This is a genomic window from Paenibacillus azoreducens (genome assembly GCF_021654775.1).
In the GTDB taxonomy this organism is placed as follows: domain Bacteria; phylum Bacillota; class Bacilli; order Paenibacillales; family Paenibacillaceae; genus Paenibacillus_AQ; species Paenibacillus_AQ azoreducens.
On the sequence record NZ_AP025343.1, the window covers coordinates 6,186,268 to 6,199,866 of the forward strand.

The 13,599-nt window shown below is 53.5% G+C and carries 16 protein-coding genes; 4 read left to right on the forward strand and 12 right to left on the reverse strand.

Annotated features, from left to right (window positions below; genetic code table 11):
• Window positions 1-162: 162 nt before the first annotated feature.
• Genes L6442_RS27530 through L6442_RS27545 form a run of 4 tightly spaced genes read left to right on the forward strand, consistent with a single transcriptional unit; the run spans window position 163 to window position 2,653 of the window.
• Window positions 163-1,302, forward strand: coding sequence for an ArnT family glycosyltransferase (locus tag L6442_RS27530; protein ID WP_212978092.1), 1,140 nt, complete (start codon window positions 163-165; stop codon window positions 1,300-1,302).
• Entirely contained in the window at window positions 1,268-1,975 is a 708-nt protein-coding gene (locus tag L6442_RS27535) for a glycosyltransferase family 2 protein (RefSeq protein WP_212978093.1), read from the forward strand. The genes L6442_RS27530 and L6442_RS27535 overlap by 35 nt, the downstream gene beginning before the upstream one ends.
• Window positions 1,972-2,325: a DUF2304 domain-containing protein gene (locus tag L6442_RS27540; RefSeq protein WP_228100936.1), complete on the forward strand. Its 354-nt coding sequence runs from the start codon at window positions 1,972-1,974 to the stop codon at window positions 2,323-2,325. The genes L6442_RS27535 and L6442_RS27540 overlap by 4 nt, the downstream gene beginning before the upstream one ends.
• Entirely contained in the window at window positions 2,309-2,653 is a 345-nt protein-coding gene (locus L6442_RS27545) for an EamA family transporter (RefSeq protein ID WP_194230581.1), read from the forward strand. The genes L6442_RS27540 and L6442_RS27545 overlap by 17 nt, the downstream gene beginning before the upstream one ends.
• A gap of 305 nt (window positions 2,654-2,958) precedes the next feature.
• Here L6442_RS27545 and L6442_RS27550 read toward each other — a convergent pair whose 3' ends face one another.
• The 12 genes from L6442_RS27550 to L6442_RS27605 all read right to left on the reverse strand — a co-directional run bounded on the left by L6442_RS27550 (window position 2,959) and on the right by L6442_RS27605 (window position 13,505).
• Entirely contained in the window at window positions 2,959-4,041 is a 1,083-nt protein-coding gene (locus tag L6442_RS27550) for an LLM class flavin-dependent oxidoreductase (protein ID WP_212978094.1), read from the reverse strand.
• Window positions 4,042-4,171: 130 nt separating this feature from the next.
• Window positions 4,172-4,744 carry an NADPH-dependent FMN reductase gene (gene ssuE / locus L6442_RS27555; RefSeq protein WP_212978095.1) on the reverse strand — a complete coding sequence of 191 codons (573 nt, stop codon included), beginning with the start codon at window positions 4,742-4,744 and terminating at the stop codon, window positions 4,172-4,174.
• Window positions 4,745-4,769: 25 nt separating this feature from the next.
• Window positions 4,770-5,024 carry a hypothetical protein gene (locus tag L6442_RS27560; RefSeq protein ID WP_212978096.1) on the reverse strand — a complete coding sequence of 85 codons (255 nt, stop codon included), beginning with the start codon at window positions 5,022-5,024 and terminating at the stop codon, window positions 4,770-4,772.
• A gap of 18 nt (window positions 5,025-5,042) precedes the next feature.
• The gene (locus L6442_RS27565; protein WP_212978097.1) at window positions 5,043-6,380 is read right to left on the reverse strand and encodes an LLM class flavin-dependent oxidoreductase; all 1,338 of its coding nucleotides are present in this window, start codon (window positions 6,378-6,380) and stop codon (window positions 5,043-5,045) included.
• A 57-nt stretch (window positions 6,381-6,437) separates the two neighbouring features.
• Window positions 6,438-6,917, reverse strand: a complete 480-nt coding sequence (locus L6442_RS27570; protein WP_212978098.1) for a DinB family protein — start codon at window positions 6,915-6,917, stop codon at window positions 6,438-6,440.
• Window positions 6,918-6,919: 2 nt separating this feature from the next.
• Entirely contained in the window at window positions 6,920-8,092 is a 1,173-nt protein-coding gene (gene solA / locus L6442_RS27575) for an N-methyl-L-tryptophan oxidase (RefSeq protein WP_212978099.1), read from the reverse strand.
• A complete protein-coding gene (locus L6442_RS27580; RefSeq protein ID WP_212978100.1) occupies window positions 8,079-9,278 on the reverse strand; it encodes an amidohydrolase in 1,200 nt (399 codons plus the stop codon). Before L6442_RS27580 ends, solA begins: the two co-directional genes overlap by 14 nt.
• Window positions 9,279-9,354: 76 nt before the next feature.
• Complete coding sequence (locus L6442_RS27585) at window positions 9,355-10,371, reverse strand: LLM class flavin-dependent oxidoreductase (RefSeq protein WP_212978101.1); 1,017 nt, start codon at window positions 10,369-10,371, stop codon at window positions 9,355-9,357.
• Window positions 10,372-10,383: 12 nt separating this feature from the next.
• Window positions 10,384-11,136, reverse strand: coding sequence for an amino acid ABC transporter ATP-binding protein (locus L6442_RS27590; RefSeq protein WP_212978102.1), 753 nt, complete (start codon window positions 11,134-11,136; stop codon window positions 10,384-10,386).
• Window positions 11,133-11,843: an amino acid ABC transporter permease gene (locus L6442_RS27595; protein ID WP_212978103.1), complete on the reverse strand. Its 711-nt coding sequence runs from the start codon at window positions 11,841-11,843 to the stop codon at window positions 11,133-11,135. Before L6442_RS27595 ends, L6442_RS27590 begins: the two co-directional genes overlap by 4 nt.
• Window positions 11,840-12,625 carry an amino acid ABC transporter permease gene (locus L6442_RS27600; RefSeq protein WP_212978104.1) on the reverse strand — a complete coding sequence of 262 codons (786 nt, stop codon included), beginning with the start codon at window positions 12,623-12,625 and terminating at the stop codon, window positions 11,840-11,842. Before L6442_RS27600 ends, L6442_RS27595 begins: the two co-directional genes overlap by 4 nt.
• Before the next feature lie 37 nt (window positions 12,626-12,662).
• Entirely contained in the window at window positions 12,663-13,505 is an 843-nt protein-coding gene (locus tag L6442_RS27605; protein ID WP_212978105.1) for a transporter substrate-binding domain-containing protein, read from the reverse strand.
• Between the last annotated feature and the right edge of the window lie 94 nt (window positions 13,506-13,599).

A 13,599-nucleotide genomic window follows, 5' to 3' on the forward strand; every position in this document is an offset into this window, starting at 1 on the left:
TGAATACGCAAAAGAACCTGCAACAAGGCGATTTTTACTTATCGTCTCTTCGATGGTGCTGATTCTTTCCATTATTGTAGTCCTTGCCATGGCGATCGTCTTCTGCTCGGGGACCCGCTCAAGCTGAACAGTGACGACGTAAAATATATCCACAGCGCAAAAGTGCTGCTTTATGAGGGGACGCTTGTTTACAATTCCGGCGACGAGCCGTCGGCGTTTATCATGCCGGGCATAACCCTTATTCTAAGCGGCTTTATGGCGGTTTTCGGAAATGAGCATGGCGTAACGGCCTTCAGAATCTTTCAATCCATTCTGCAGGCTTTATGTATTTTTCCGGTCTACTATCTTGCCAGGTATACCTTCAACCATCGGGTTGCCGTCATCACTACGCTGCTGGCTGCCCTATATCTTCCCGATTATTTCACAGCCGGTTCCGTGCTGACCGAAGGCTCTTACCGCATCATTATCCTGGTGCTACTTTGCGCCATGATCGCAGCTTTACATACGAAAAAAACAGGTTGGTATATCGGCGTCGGGGCGCTCACCGCCGCTGCCGCTTATTTTAAGCCGCAGGCTTCCTTATTTCCGTGCATGATGCTGTTTTTATGGCTGGCATACCGTTATTCCTGGAAAGAGATCATCCGGTTTACGTTCACCATCCTGGCCGCGTACATCGTGCTGCTGCTTCCATGGTGGATTCGGAACTATATGACTTTCGGGCATTTTATTCTGTTCACCAGCTCGGCTGGCAGCCCGTTTTTGCTGGGGGCCCGGATCAAGTACCAGCTTCCGCCGCCTGGTTTTTTTGCCGCGTATCCACAGTACGATCCCCAAACGATCTTTATGGGTTCAGACGGAGAAGCGGTCGCCAAAGGACTTGATATATTAAAATACGGCCTGGTCCATGAGCCACTGAAATACATTTACCATTACACCATCGGCAGATTTCAATCTCTTTATTTCGTTCCTTTTTATCTGCATGATATTTTCTCAATCCAAAAGCCGGTCGTTGAAATGATTCAAAAGGTAATGATAACAGGCGGGCTGATCGGCATCGTATGGGCGTTCTTCCGCAAAATCGGAAAATCGCTGCTGCCGGTTTTGCTGGCGCTTGTTTATTTTACCGCGATCCATCTACCGTTTGTGGCGATGTCCAGATACGGTTATCCGATGGCGCCCTTTTTCATGCTGTTTGCCGGTTATACCATCCATCAAGTCATGATGATCATTCAAAATATTAGAAAGAAAAATAAAGGGGTGGACAAGCATGTCGAAAATACTGGTTATCATTCCAGCTTATAATGAAGAATTAAGCATCCGGCGGGTGATTAAGGACATTAAACAGCATATGCCCGCTGCGGATATTCTGGTGATAAACGACGGATCGACAGATCAAACAGCATCCGCAGCCAGCGAGGCCGGAGCTGTCGTTATTAATATGCCATTTAACGTCGGAATCGGCGGGGGCATGCAAACGGGATACATGTATGCCCGGGACAACGGATATGATGTTGCGGTTCAGATGGACGCCGACGGGCAGCATGCCGCTGCCGATCTTCCCCATTTGATTGCTGAACTTCAGGGCAATGATCTCGTGATCGGGTCCCGGTTTTTGGAGGAAACGTCATACCGCTCGACATTTATGCGCAAAGTGGGCATCCGCTTTTTTTCAAGGCTTGTCAGTCTCGTCACAAAACAAAAATTTACGGATACAACCAGCGGTTTCCGGGCCGCAGGAAAAAGGGTCATCGAGCTGTATGCCGAATATTATCCCATCGATTATCCGGAAGTGGAAGCAATCGTATACCTGACAAGCAGAAAATGCAAGCTGGCTGAAGTTAAGGTCGAGATGCGCCCAAGACAAAACGGGAAGTCATCCATTACCCCCGTGAAATCGGCTTATTATATGATCAAGGTCACTTTATCGGTCCTGATCAGCGCGCTTCGTTTCCATGAGGTGAAAACTGCGTCATGATGAGTATTTATTCGTTATCGGTTTTATTTTCCATTATCTTTTTGCTCGCCGTTCTTGAATTGGTCAGACGCCGGAAGCTGAAAGAGCAATACTCTTTGCTTTGGATTTTGATGGGTGTTCTGTTGCTGCTGATTTCAATGAATGTGAAACTCATCGAAAAACTTGCCGCATGGCTTCATATCGAATATGCGCCTGCCCTGCTTTTTCTGTTTGGTTTATTATTTTGTTTCGTCCTGATTTTGCATTTGACGCTCGTAATTACAAAGCTGAGCAAGCAGGTTTTGCGCCTGACGCAGGAGATGGCCATTCTCAAAGGAAAGGAATCAACACTTCATGAACACCATCATTAGTTATGTACTGCTGCTATTGAATATCATTTTGCTCGTATGCGGCCAAATTCTGTTTAAACTAGGACTGCAAAGCAGCGGTGGGCTTCATTGGATCAAAATGCTGTCCTCGGTCCATATTTGGAGCGGACTTTTCCTATACGGGCTGGCCACGCTTTTGTGGTTTGCCGTCTTGTCCAGACTGCCGCTGAGCGTTGCCTATCCGCTGCAAAGCCTGGCTTACGTTCTGGCCCTGATTCCCGCTGTTTTCCTCTTTCATGAAACCATCAATGCAACCAAAGTGATCGGCGTTGCCGTCATCATCGTCGGTGCGTATTTAATTGTAAAATAATAAAGCAGCCAGACCGAAGGGGAGAACCTCTTCGAGCTGGCCGCGGTGATCTTCCTAAACAATGTCTGATTGAACGAATAACGATGTTTGTGCTCTGACGAACGTATGTCATGATCTAACGAAACACACAATCGTTATTTGAGCAAAAATGAGCTTCTAAAACTTCTAACGAATCTAGGAAACGCTATTTAACTCAAAAGTGGTCCATTCGGCCACATTTCGTCCAAATAACGATCTGTAGTTTCGTTAAATTTAAATCGGCATCGTTTTTGCGGATATAACGCTCCCCAGTTTCGTTAGGAAATTCAATGAATGGCTGAAGCGGCTTGTTCTTCTTCGGACGATACCGGATCGTTTTCCCAAATGGTGCTCGGAATCTCCCGCCTCAGTACAGGCAGCACTTCCTCGGCAAAACGCTGCAGCTGCTCCTCCTGCTCCGATTCCGTCAATCCGTCGACGCTGATGCTTAACACTTGATGGCCAAAGGCTTCGTGGTAGTTCAAAACTTTCTCTATGACCTGCTCGGGGCTACCGATCAGCGCCGGACCATTTGCAATCACATCCTCCAGGCTGGTAAAAGGAGACTTGTTGTGCTTCGAGGATTCCGTTACGCTGAATGCGCTGTAGTACGGTCTATAGCGGCGGATCGCCTCCTCGGCCGTGCTGCCCAGATAGAGGCTCCCCGAACCCGCCCCTACGACGGCGCGTGCCGGATCATGCCCGTAATGGGCGAGCCGCTCGCGGTAATGGTCGATCAGCGCTTTGTACTTGGCTTGCGGATGGAAAGAGTTCGAAGAGAAAATCGGCTCTCCGAACTGCGCCGCCAGCTCCGTCGAGAGCGTGCTGGACGCGCTGCCATGCCATACCGGGATCGACTTCTGGTAAGGCCTCGGATAAGTCGTTACCCGCTCCAAAGGCGGGCGATACTTGCCTTCCCAGGTTATGTTTTCCTCCGTCCACAGCCTCTTCAACAGCCGATAGCGCTCCGCCATGGACTCCCACTGCTCCTCCTCGGTGATGCCAAACAGCGGATAATGCCGTGGATCATTGCCTTTCCCGATAATCATTTCCAGCCGCCCTCCGGATAAGTGATCCAGCGTCGCATAGTCCTCGGCAACCCGTACCGGGTCGAGAACGCTCAGCACGGTTACTGTGGTCAGCAGGCGGATACGCGACGTTTGAGCCGCGATGGCCGTCAATACGACCGGCGGGGATGAGGACAGAAACGGAGCGCCATGTCGTTCGCCTACGCCATAGGCGTCAAACCCGAGCCTCTCGGCAAGGACGGCCTGGCGGATGACGTTGCGGAATTTCTGCTGTGCCGTCCAGGACTCGCCCGTAACCGCATTGGGGAGATTCATCATTAAACTGAATAATGCCACTTTCAAAATACGAAAGCCTCCTTTAATACGATTTTTTCCCCCGCCCGCCTTGCCGCCCCGGTTCGAGCTTCTCTTTCACAGGACACTTCTGCATAAATATGGGGTGATTGTAAAACGAAGATGGCCTCAGCATCCCTTAGACCGCCTGCTCCTGCTTGTTACGATCGCGAACCGCCGCAACATGCCGGAGTTCGAGGACCAGCTCGTTAACAGCGCTGTCCAGACGCTCCCGCAGCTGCCCTTCCAGTTCGAAACCGCCATGCTCCGTGCGGGTGATCCACCCGTCGACGGCAAACACGCCCCCCAGTATATTCGTTCCTCCCAGTACGGAAACCACCGGCTTCAGTGCATAGTCGACGGCAAGCAGATGCGCAATCGTACCGCCAATGAAAAGCGGCAGAACCACTTTGCCCTGGAATCCTTTCTGCGGCACGAGGTCCAGAACGGTCTTCAGCGCACCCGAATAGGAAGCTTTAAATACGGGACTGGCAATAATGACGGCGGCGGACTGTTCCACGGCTGCAAGCGCCTGCCGGATCGCAGGGCTGTTAAAATTCGCGCGGAGCAGATCTTCAGCCGGAAGCTCGGCGGCGGAAATCAATTCGACGTCAAAACCGGCCAGCGCGAGACGATCCACTACATATTGCGTCATTCCGAATAACCGGGAGCTCTGCGTTGGGCTGCCTGCGATCAAAGCGATTTTTGTCATTTTCATCCTCCTTATGGTTGAACGGCTAATTTCGCCAGAATGCGTGCATCTTGCATAAGATTGCTCTCATCCAGAGATCAAACCGGGGCAAGTGGATGGCGTGAGTGATTCCCCTGGCTGCATTGCCGCAGCCGATAAAGGCGAACGCCTCGGGAGCCCGGTCCAAATGCCAGCCGAAATCCTCCCCTGCCAGACTTGGCGGCGAGAGTCCTACGACCTGCTCCTCATGAAGCGTTCCGGCATCCGCCATCATCTTATCCGTTTGTTCCGTAATGCTCACTCATATCAATGAATCCTGTTAGGAACGCACAGCTTCCGCTTTCGCCTTGGTATACCGGTTCTCCGGCACGGCTAACCCGAGATTGCCCCGGAGCGTGTCGCTTTCATATTCGGTTCTGAAAATTCCCCGTTCTTGCAGGATCGGCACGACCTGATCCACGAAGTCCTCAAGTCCATGCGGCACGGCAGCCGTGAGCATAAATCCGTCGGCAGCGCCCGCTTCGAACCATTCCTGAATACGGTCTGCCACCTGCACGGCTGTTCCAATGAAATTACCTCGCGGCGTAGCCGATTGAAGCGCCACCTGCCGGAGCGTCAGCCCTTTTTCCTTCGCCTCCCGCTTGATTTTATCCGTACCGCTCTGGAAGCTGTTTTTGCCCAAGTCCCCGAGCTCCGGAAACGGCTCATCCAGCGGATATTGCGAAAAGTCATGATGCTCGAAGAAACGTCCCAAATAATTAAGCGCATTTTCGATCGTCACGAGGCTTGCAACCTCCTGATATTTGCGCTCCGCCTCTTCTTCGGTACGCCCGATAATCGGCCCGATCCCTGGGAAAATCAGCACATCATCCGGATTCCGGCCGGAAGCGGCGGCGCGAGCTTTGACATCCTGCGCAAACTGCAGCGCTTCCTCCAGGTTTTCCGCTCCGGCAAAGATGGCGTCCGCTTCCTTGGCGGCATAATTTTTGCCGACTTCCGACGCGCCTGCTTGAAAAATAACCGGCCCCCCTTGCTTCGAGCGTGCTATATTAAGCGGGCCCTTCACTGAAAAAAACTCGCCTTCATGGTTCAGCTCATGCATTTTATCCCGGTCGAAGAAAACCCCGGCCTCCTTGTTCCGGACAAAAGCGTCGTCTTCCCATGAATCCCATAATCCCCGCGCTACTTCCAGATATTCCGTAGCGATCCGGTAACGTTTGTCATGCTCCGGGTGCTCCTTTTTGCCATAATTCAACGCGGAGCCTTCCAGCGGGGATGTAACCACATTCCAGCCAGCACGGCCGCCGCTAATGACGTCGAGGGAGCCGAACTGGCGGGCTACCGTAAACGGTTCGCTGTACGAAGTCGATAAGGTGCCGACAAGCCCGATGTTGGTGCTGACGGCCGCAAGCGCGCTCAGGATGGTGATCGGTTCGAAGCGGTTCAGAAAATGGGGAATCGATTTTTCGTTAATGTATAATCCGTCCGCGATAAAAATCAGGTCAAGTTTGCCTTCTTCAGCCTTGCGGACCCAGCTCTTGTACAGCTCAAAATTGACGCTCGCCGCCGGATCCATATCCGGATGCCTCCACAGGGAAGTGCCTCCGCCAACGCCATGCAAGAGAGCCCCCAACTTCAACTGTTTTTGCTTTGCCATGATTTCATCCTCCTTATCGAAATGTCATTTTATAGAACCGAAAGTGTGAAGTGTAACTTAAACTGCTCCTAAAGCCCCCTTGGCTTCCTGTTTTACCCGCTCGATTTGTCCGAGGTGATGCTGCACATGCCGCGTAAAACTATGGATGATGTCCTTAACGCTGACCGTTTCCCCTTTAAAATTGACGCCGGTTTTTCCGAGTTCCTCCCCGCTTAAGCGCCCTATCAAAAGGCTGTTGTATTCCAAAATCGTATGAAACGCATCCAAAATATCGGAAATCCGGCCCTGATTCGAATGCTGGCCGCTAACCCAAGCGTCCTGGTTAAAAGCCGGAAGCTGCGCCGTTGTTCCCGCCAAAACATCCCGGATCCGAAACGAAATGACGATGCTGTGGTCCACGAGATGCGAAACCACCTCCTGCACGCTCCAACTGCCGGGCGAAGGCTTCCATTTCACCTGCTCCTCGCTCAGCCCGGCAACGGCTGCCGCCAGCTGTCCATGGGTATCCAAAAAAGCTTCCAAGTCAATCCCGGTCATATTCAATCTCCTCCTTGTGCAATGCTTGGCGTACGCTCAGCCTGCCGCGCAAAACGCGAAAGCGCAAACGGGCGGATATCATACTGAACCGCTTCATCCAAGACCATCTGCGAACATATTTCGCCGACGACGCTCGAAAATTTGAACCCGTGTCCGGAAAATCCGCCGGCAACGACGATATGCGGATGCTGCGGATGCCGGTCGATGATAAAATCTTCATCCGGGGTAAGCTCGTATTTGCAAGCCGCGCCCTTGGCGAGCCGCCCGGAAGCTCCGGGCATATACTTTCCAAGCACGCTGCGAAGTTCCTCTTCATCCTCAGGCAAGCCGCCGAATGGAAGAAACGGCTCTCCCGGCTTCCAATCCAGTCCGGTGTCATGGCGGCCGATTTTCAGCCCGGCACCGCCGATATCCGGAAAACCGTAATATCCGCCTTCCTCCGTGTTTAACGTAAATCCCGGGAATCTTCCTGCTTTGAAATCATCGGAAGCGTTCGTTTCGAACCACCCGACCGTCTTGCGGACGGCCCTGACCGGAAGGGAAACAAACGGGGCCAGCGACCCGAACCATGCCCCTGCGGTCAGCACCGCTTTGGCGCCGTGATATTTGGCATTCCGGGTTTCCACTACCACGCTGCCCTTCCAGGCTGTAATGCCGCAAACTGCCGTATGCGTCAACAGCTCTGCTCCATTGGCGAGCGCCAGCGCTTTATACGCATCAACGCAGGCTTCGCTGCGCAGATAGCCGGCGGCAGGTTCATACATCGCTTCGAAATGCTCGGGCAGGCGCAGACCTTTCCAGCGCCTGTGGATTTCATCCGCATCCAGCCTTTCCGTATGAACTCCCTGCTTAGCGGCGGCGGCCATGCGCTCCTTGAAGGAATAACGATTTGGATCCGTTATGTTCAATACCCCGGATTGCACCAGCAGCTGCGCTTCCATTCTCTCCTCCAGCTCATTCCACAGCTGGTGGGCGCGGATCGCCATCTCCGTATAGACGGGATGACCGCTGTAAGCATGCCGGATCAGCCGCGGTTCCCCGTGATGGCTGCCCTCCCGGTGCGGCGGGTCAAATGCATCGATGAGCAGCGTGCGCAGGCCCCGCCGTGCAAGATAATATCCGGTGCTCATACCCATGGATCCCGCCCCGACTATAATAACGTCATAACTTTTCATAATGGTTATGACCCTTCACCCCGCCGTGGCGAAGCTGCGCCAAGGCAAGCTCGGCAAGCTCCGTAAAGAAACGGATGCTGACCGGAATCGCGGCTTCATCAAGCGTAAAGGCCGGATGATGCCACTCCTGCGTCCCGGCCGTTCCCATAAAAACGAATAATCCCGGAACATGCCGCTGATAGACGGCAAAATCCTCGCCTGCCGGCGACGGCACAGGCACTACGGCCTGAAATCCGGCCGCGGCTGCGGCCTCTAGGCCCAACCGCGCAAGCGCTTCGTCGTTATTCACCGGCGGCGGTCCCCCGATCCAGCGCACGCCGGCGCTGGTGCCAAAGGCTGCCGCCACGCCTTCGACCACTTGGCCGAAGCGCTCCAGCACGTCCGCACGCACCTGTTCATCGAAGGTGCGAATGGTCCCTTCCAGCACGGCTTTACCCGGAATCACATTCCAGGCCGTGCCGCTGTTCAGCTTGGTCACGCTGATGACCGCGCTTTGCAGGGAGCTCACATTCCGGCTCACGATCGACTGAAGCGCCGTAATGACATGAGCGGCAGTGACGATCGGGTCGATTCCCGCTTCGGGAACGGCAGCGTGCGATCCTCTGCCTGCAATCTCGACGATAAAGCCGTCGGCGGCAGCCATCAGCGGCCCGCCTTTGATCCCGATCGTCCCTACCGGCAGATCGGGTTTATTATGCATGCCGAATATGGCCTGCACTCCTTCCAGCGCCCCGCTGTCAATGACCTGCTTCGCGCCTGCGGCTTTCTCTTCGGCCGGCTGAAAAATCAGCCTGACCGTTCCTTGCAGCTCGCCTTCCCTTTCTTTCAAGGCGTAAGCCGTCCCAAGCAGGGAGGCGGTATGAAAATCATGCCCGCAGGCATGCATTTTGCCGGGAATCTTTGACGCGAAGTCAAGGCCGGTCTCTTCCTGAACCGGCAGCGCATCAATATCCGCGCGCAGCGCGATGACAGGACCCGGGCGCAAACCTCCGACCTCGGCGATCACTCCGGTTGCCAAGGAATAATCGAGAACCCGAATATCGGCTTCCTTCAGCCATCCCCTGATCGCTTTCGTCGTTTCAAACTCCTCGCCCGACAGCTCCGGATATTGATGCAGATGGCGGCGAAAACCGATGAATTTTTCATAGCCTGTTTCGGCCACCTGCCCAAGTTGATGACCAGTCATCCCATCATCCTCCTATTCCTATTAGGTTAGTTCCTGACATTGTACATGTTGACCGCAAGGGGCGGATCGTTCTTTCCTACACCTCGGCAACCGCCCCGCTCAGCGCCTCGCTTAGCAGTTCGAACGAACGCAGCCGCTTGTCGAACGGCGTGATATTGCTCGTGACGATAAACTCATCCACGCCGGAGGCCATCCGCAGCGCCTCAAACTTGGCGCGGACAGCGGCTTTGGTTCCTTTCGTAATGTAAGGCTCCTGCTCTTCGATCGTATATTCTTCATTCGCCTGCCGGCCGAATTCCTCCGCCTGTTCGCGGGTCCCAAGCGTGAGCGTTTTCCCGCTGGCCAGATGAATTTTCACCAGTTTTTGCGGCAGGGCAAGTTCCGCGGCTTCTTCTTCGGTATCCGCAACGGCTACCGCAAGCGCGATGATCGCTTGAGGTACTGTTCCACGTTCTGCGTTAAAGCTGCTGCGATAGCTACGGATCGCTTCCAGCGCTACCGCTTCATCCCCGTTGATGAATAAGGAAAACACGTACGGTAAACCCAGGCTCGCGGCGATTTCCGCACTGCCTTTGCTTGCGCCCAGCACGTAAAGCTCAGGCGGATATTCCGGCAGCGGGGCTGCTTTCAGGCCATGCAGCGGATGATCCGGCGCCAGCCGGTTATGCACATATGAGTCCAGCTCCACGATTTTATCCGTCAACGAGACCGGATCGACACCGCATCGCTGAAGTGCCTGCGTGCTGCGCGGGAGCCCGCCGGGTGCACGCCCGATGCCGAGATCAACCCTTCCCGGGGCCAATGAGGCCAGCACGTTGAAGTTTTCCGCCACCTTATACGGACTGTAATGCTGAAGCATCACACCGCCGGAGCCGATTCGGATCTTTTCCGTTTTGGCCAGCAGATAGGAGATGAGCACCTCCGGGGAGGAGCCTGCCAACTGCTCGGAATCATGATGCTCGGATACCCAGAAACGCCGGAAACCGAGTTGTTCCGATTTTCGAGCCAGCTCCACTGTGTGAGCAAGCGCATCCGCCGCCGTTTCCCCCGGGTAGATTGGACTTTGATCAAGAACGCTGATTGTAATCGCCATGCCTTTTTCCTCCTAAATGCTATAGTTAAGTTCCGGGGTAATCCGTTTCAGAAACTGCTTTGTCCGTTCTTCGCGGGGATGATTAAACAGCTCCGACGGGGTCCCCTCTTCAACAACGACGCCCCCGTCCATAAATACCACGTGATTAGCCACGTCTTTGGCAAACCCCATCTCATGGGTGACAACGATCATCGTAATGCCTTCCTTCGCGATTTTCCGGATCACGGCCAGCACCTCGCCGACCAGTTCCGGATCAAGCGCCGATGTGGGCTCATCGAAGAGAATCACTTCAGGTTCAAGCGCGAGGGCCCGCGCAATACCGACACGCTGCTGCTGTCCGCCGGAAAGCTGGCTCGGGTAGGCATCGAGCTTGCCGCCAAGCCCCACTTTTTCCAGCATCGCGATGCTTCGCGTTTTCGCTTCTTCCTTCGGCAGTCTTTTGACGACCACAAGGCCTTCCATCACGTTTTCCAAGGCGGTTTTATGCTTGAACAGATTGTACTGCTGAAACACCATCGCCGATTTTTGGCGGAGTCGAATAATGTCTTTTTTACCGGCATGCTTGCAGTTTAGGCTGTAATCGCCGATGAGAATATCGCCGTCATTCGGTTTCTCCAAGTAATTCACGCAGCGCAGAAGCGTCGTTTTTCCGGAGCCGCTAGGCCCCAAAATAACGACCACCTCCCCTTTTTGCACGGTCAAGTCGATTCCCTTCAGTACCTGGTGGCGCCCAAAGGATTTGGTAATATTGGTCAGTTTAATCATGCAACTCCACCCCGATTGTACAAATTGATTCGTTTCTCGATCCGTGCCGTCACCTGCTCGATCAGCAGCGTCAATCCCCAGAAGATAACGGCTGCCGCCAAATATGCCTCGAAAAACTTCCAGTTCGTTGATGCCACGATCTGCGCCTTCGCATTGATTTCCACCACGGATACGGTAAAAGCGAGCGTGGAGCCATGCAGCATTCCGATGACTGAATTCGAGAGATTCGGCAGACTGACCGCAAAGGCCTGCGGAAAAACAATCCGGCGCAAAGCCTGCGGTGTCGTCATCCCTACCGAATACGCCGCTTCTATTTGGCCCCGGTTCACGGCCAGCAGTCCCGAACGGATCACTTCCGCCATATAAGCACCCGCCGTAATCGAAAAAGAGATAAAAGCGAAACCGATCATCGGAATGGAGGAGGATTTGAACCCCCAGCCCATCTGTGCGGACACAGCGTCAAGGAGCATCGGCAGCCCGAAATAAATCAATAGCAGATGCGTAAGCATCGGAGTCCCGCGGATAAAGGTCACATAACCTGCCGCAATCTGGCCAAGAACCGGAATTTTATAAATCCGCAGCAACGCGGTAATCAAACCGATGATAAACCCGGCGGTAACGGATACCGCCGTGATGGCAAGCGTTGTGGGAATGGCCGACAACAGCTGGATCAAAGCCGTCCAGATAAAAGATGGATCGATTTTCATGCTTCCGCCCCTCCTTTGCCGGAATCAATGCTCGCAACCATATGCCGGTAGCTGCTTTTTCTTTGAAGCCGGAACCTCCGATGCCCTGCCGCATCAGGCTGTTCATGCCGCAGAAGCCGCCGCTCCGCGATCAGAAGCAGTCTTTCCAACGTCAGGCTGACCGCCAGGTAAATGAGTGCAAGCGAGATATAAGCTTCGATAAAATGCTGGGTAAGAGAACCTAACGTCTCCGCTTTACCCGTCATTTCCATCACCCCAAGCGTGAAGGCAAGCGACGTATCCTTCAGCAGCGCGATCACAAGGTTCGAAAATACCGGGATCGCAATCGCCAGCGCCTGGGGCAGCACGATCCGGGTAAAAGCCTGGTATCCTCCCATGCCCACGGCATATGCAGCCTCCACCTGCCCCCGGTCCACTGCCGTCACCGACGCGCGGATCGTTTCCGACATAAAAGCGCCGGTATGAAGCCCGTAGGTCAGGATTACGAACACAACCACCGGGGCTTTGGAAATATCGACATGCGCGAGCTTCAGTATTTCCGGCAGCCCGTAATAGAAAAGAAAAAGTTGAATCAATATCGGCGTCCCCCGGAAAAAAGAGACGTACACCCTGGCTAGCGTGTTCAGCACCGGAATCCTGTACAACCGCGGAAGGGCAATGAAAAACGAAACGATCATCCCTACCAGCAGCGAACCGCCCACGATCAGCAGCGTCATGCCCAGCGTCGACAAAAGCTTTGGAAAATAGCTGAATATATACGTATAATCAAACGGCGCCCCCACGAGCTCCATCCTCCTTTCCCAGGCCTACGCAGCCGCATTATTTTTTCGAGTCATAGGTAAAGTCCGACCCTAGCCATTCTTTGCTGAGTTTGGCGAGCGTACCGTCCGACTTCAGTTCCTTGATTGCGCCGTCAATGTCATCCGCCAGCTTCTGCTCCTCCGGATCATCCTTGCGGAAAACGAAAAGGATATCCGCTTCGCCCAAATCATCGCCGGTTGTTTTGAGCTTGCCTTGCGGGTCGATCAGCGGCAGCGAGAAATCCGCGCCAACCGTCGCTTCCACGCGCCCCGTGGTGATTTGGTTCACCGTATCTTTGGCCGCTCCGTTTTGATACACGATGTTGATCGCATTGTTATTTTTCTTGTTGTAATTCTCCAAAATTTGGGCTTCGGCGCTTGTCGCCCCGGTCAAAACCTTTTTGCCTTTCAAATCATCCAGCGTATGGATGGAATCATTGTCCTTGGCAACGATAATTTTGTTTCTCCAGTGGGCATAAGGTTCTTTATTAAACAAATACTTTTGTTCCCTTTCAGGGTTTTTCTCCATCTCATGTGCCACAAAATCGATTTTTTTCGTCTCCAGGCTGAGGAGGAGATTCGCAAACTCCTGGGTTTGCAGCTCGAACTCGTATTGCGGAAGACGTTTATCAATTTCTCTGACCAGTTCTACGTCAAAGCCGGTCAATTTGCCGTTTTCATCGATAAAGCAAACTTTCGGAAAGTTTGTTCCCGTGCCTACGATGATTTTTTTGACCGCTCCCGCAGAGGCGTTTGCAGCCGCTTCTTTGGCTTGACCGTCCGTCTGTCCCGCATCCGCACCGCATCCGGCAATCACCCCCGTGAGCAGTAATGCAACAGCCAGCGTCCATGATTTGCGCATGATCTCATCCCCTTTTTCATTCGGAATTGATAATTCCTATATGTTTAGTATGAATTTGTTGACACTAACTTTACCGCGATTTGCCGTATGCGTC

Bases quoted from the DNA above. Each gene is read 5' to 3' on its own strand.
- L6442_RS27535 (WP_212978093.1), top strand. From the start codon at position 1,268: ATGTCGAAAATACTGGTTATCATTCCAGCTTATAATGAAGAATTAAGC.
- L6442_RS27540 (WP_228100936.1), top strand. From the start codon at position 1,972: ATGATGAGTATTTATTCGTTATCGGTTTTATTTTCCATTATCTTTTTG.
- L6442_RS27545 (WP_194230581.1), top strand. From the start codon at position 2,309: ATGAACACCATCATTAGTTATGTACTGCTGCTATTGAATATCATTTTG.
- ssuE (WP_212978095.1), bottom strand. From the start codon at position 4,744: ATGACAAAAATCGCTTTGATCGCAGGCAGCCCAACGCAGAGCTCCCGG.
- L6442_RS27565 (WP_212978097.1), bottom strand. From the start codon at position 6,380: ATGGCAAAGCAAAAACAGTTGAAGTTGGGGGCTCTCTTGCATGGCGTT.
- L6442_RS27570 (WP_212978098.1), bottom strand. From the start codon at position 6,917: ATGACCGGGATTGACTTGGAAGCTTTTTTGGATACCCATGGACAGCTG.
- solA (WP_212978099.1), bottom strand. From the start codon at position 8,092: ATGAAAAGTTATGACGTTATTATAGTCGGGGCGGGATCCATGGGTATG.
- L6442_RS27580 (WP_212978100.1), bottom strand. From the start codon at position 9,278: ATGACTGGTCATCAACTTGGGCAGGTGGCCGAAACAGGCTATGAAAAA.
- L6442_RS27585 (WP_212978101.1), bottom strand. From the start codon at position 10,371: ATGGCGATTACAATCAGCGTTCTTGATCAAAGTCCAATCTACCCGGGG.
- L6442_RS27590 (WP_212978102.1), bottom strand. From the start codon at position 11,136: ATGATTAAACTGACCAATATTACCAAATCCTTTGGGCGCCACCAGGTA.
- L6442_RS27595 (WP_212978103.1), bottom strand. From the start codon at position 11,843: ATGAAAATCGATCCATCTTTTATCTGGACGGCTTTGATCCAGCTGTTG.
- L6442_RS27605 (WP_212978105.1), bottom strand. From the start codon at position 13,505: ATGCGCAAATCATGGACGCTGGCTGTTGCATTACTGCTCACGGGGGTG.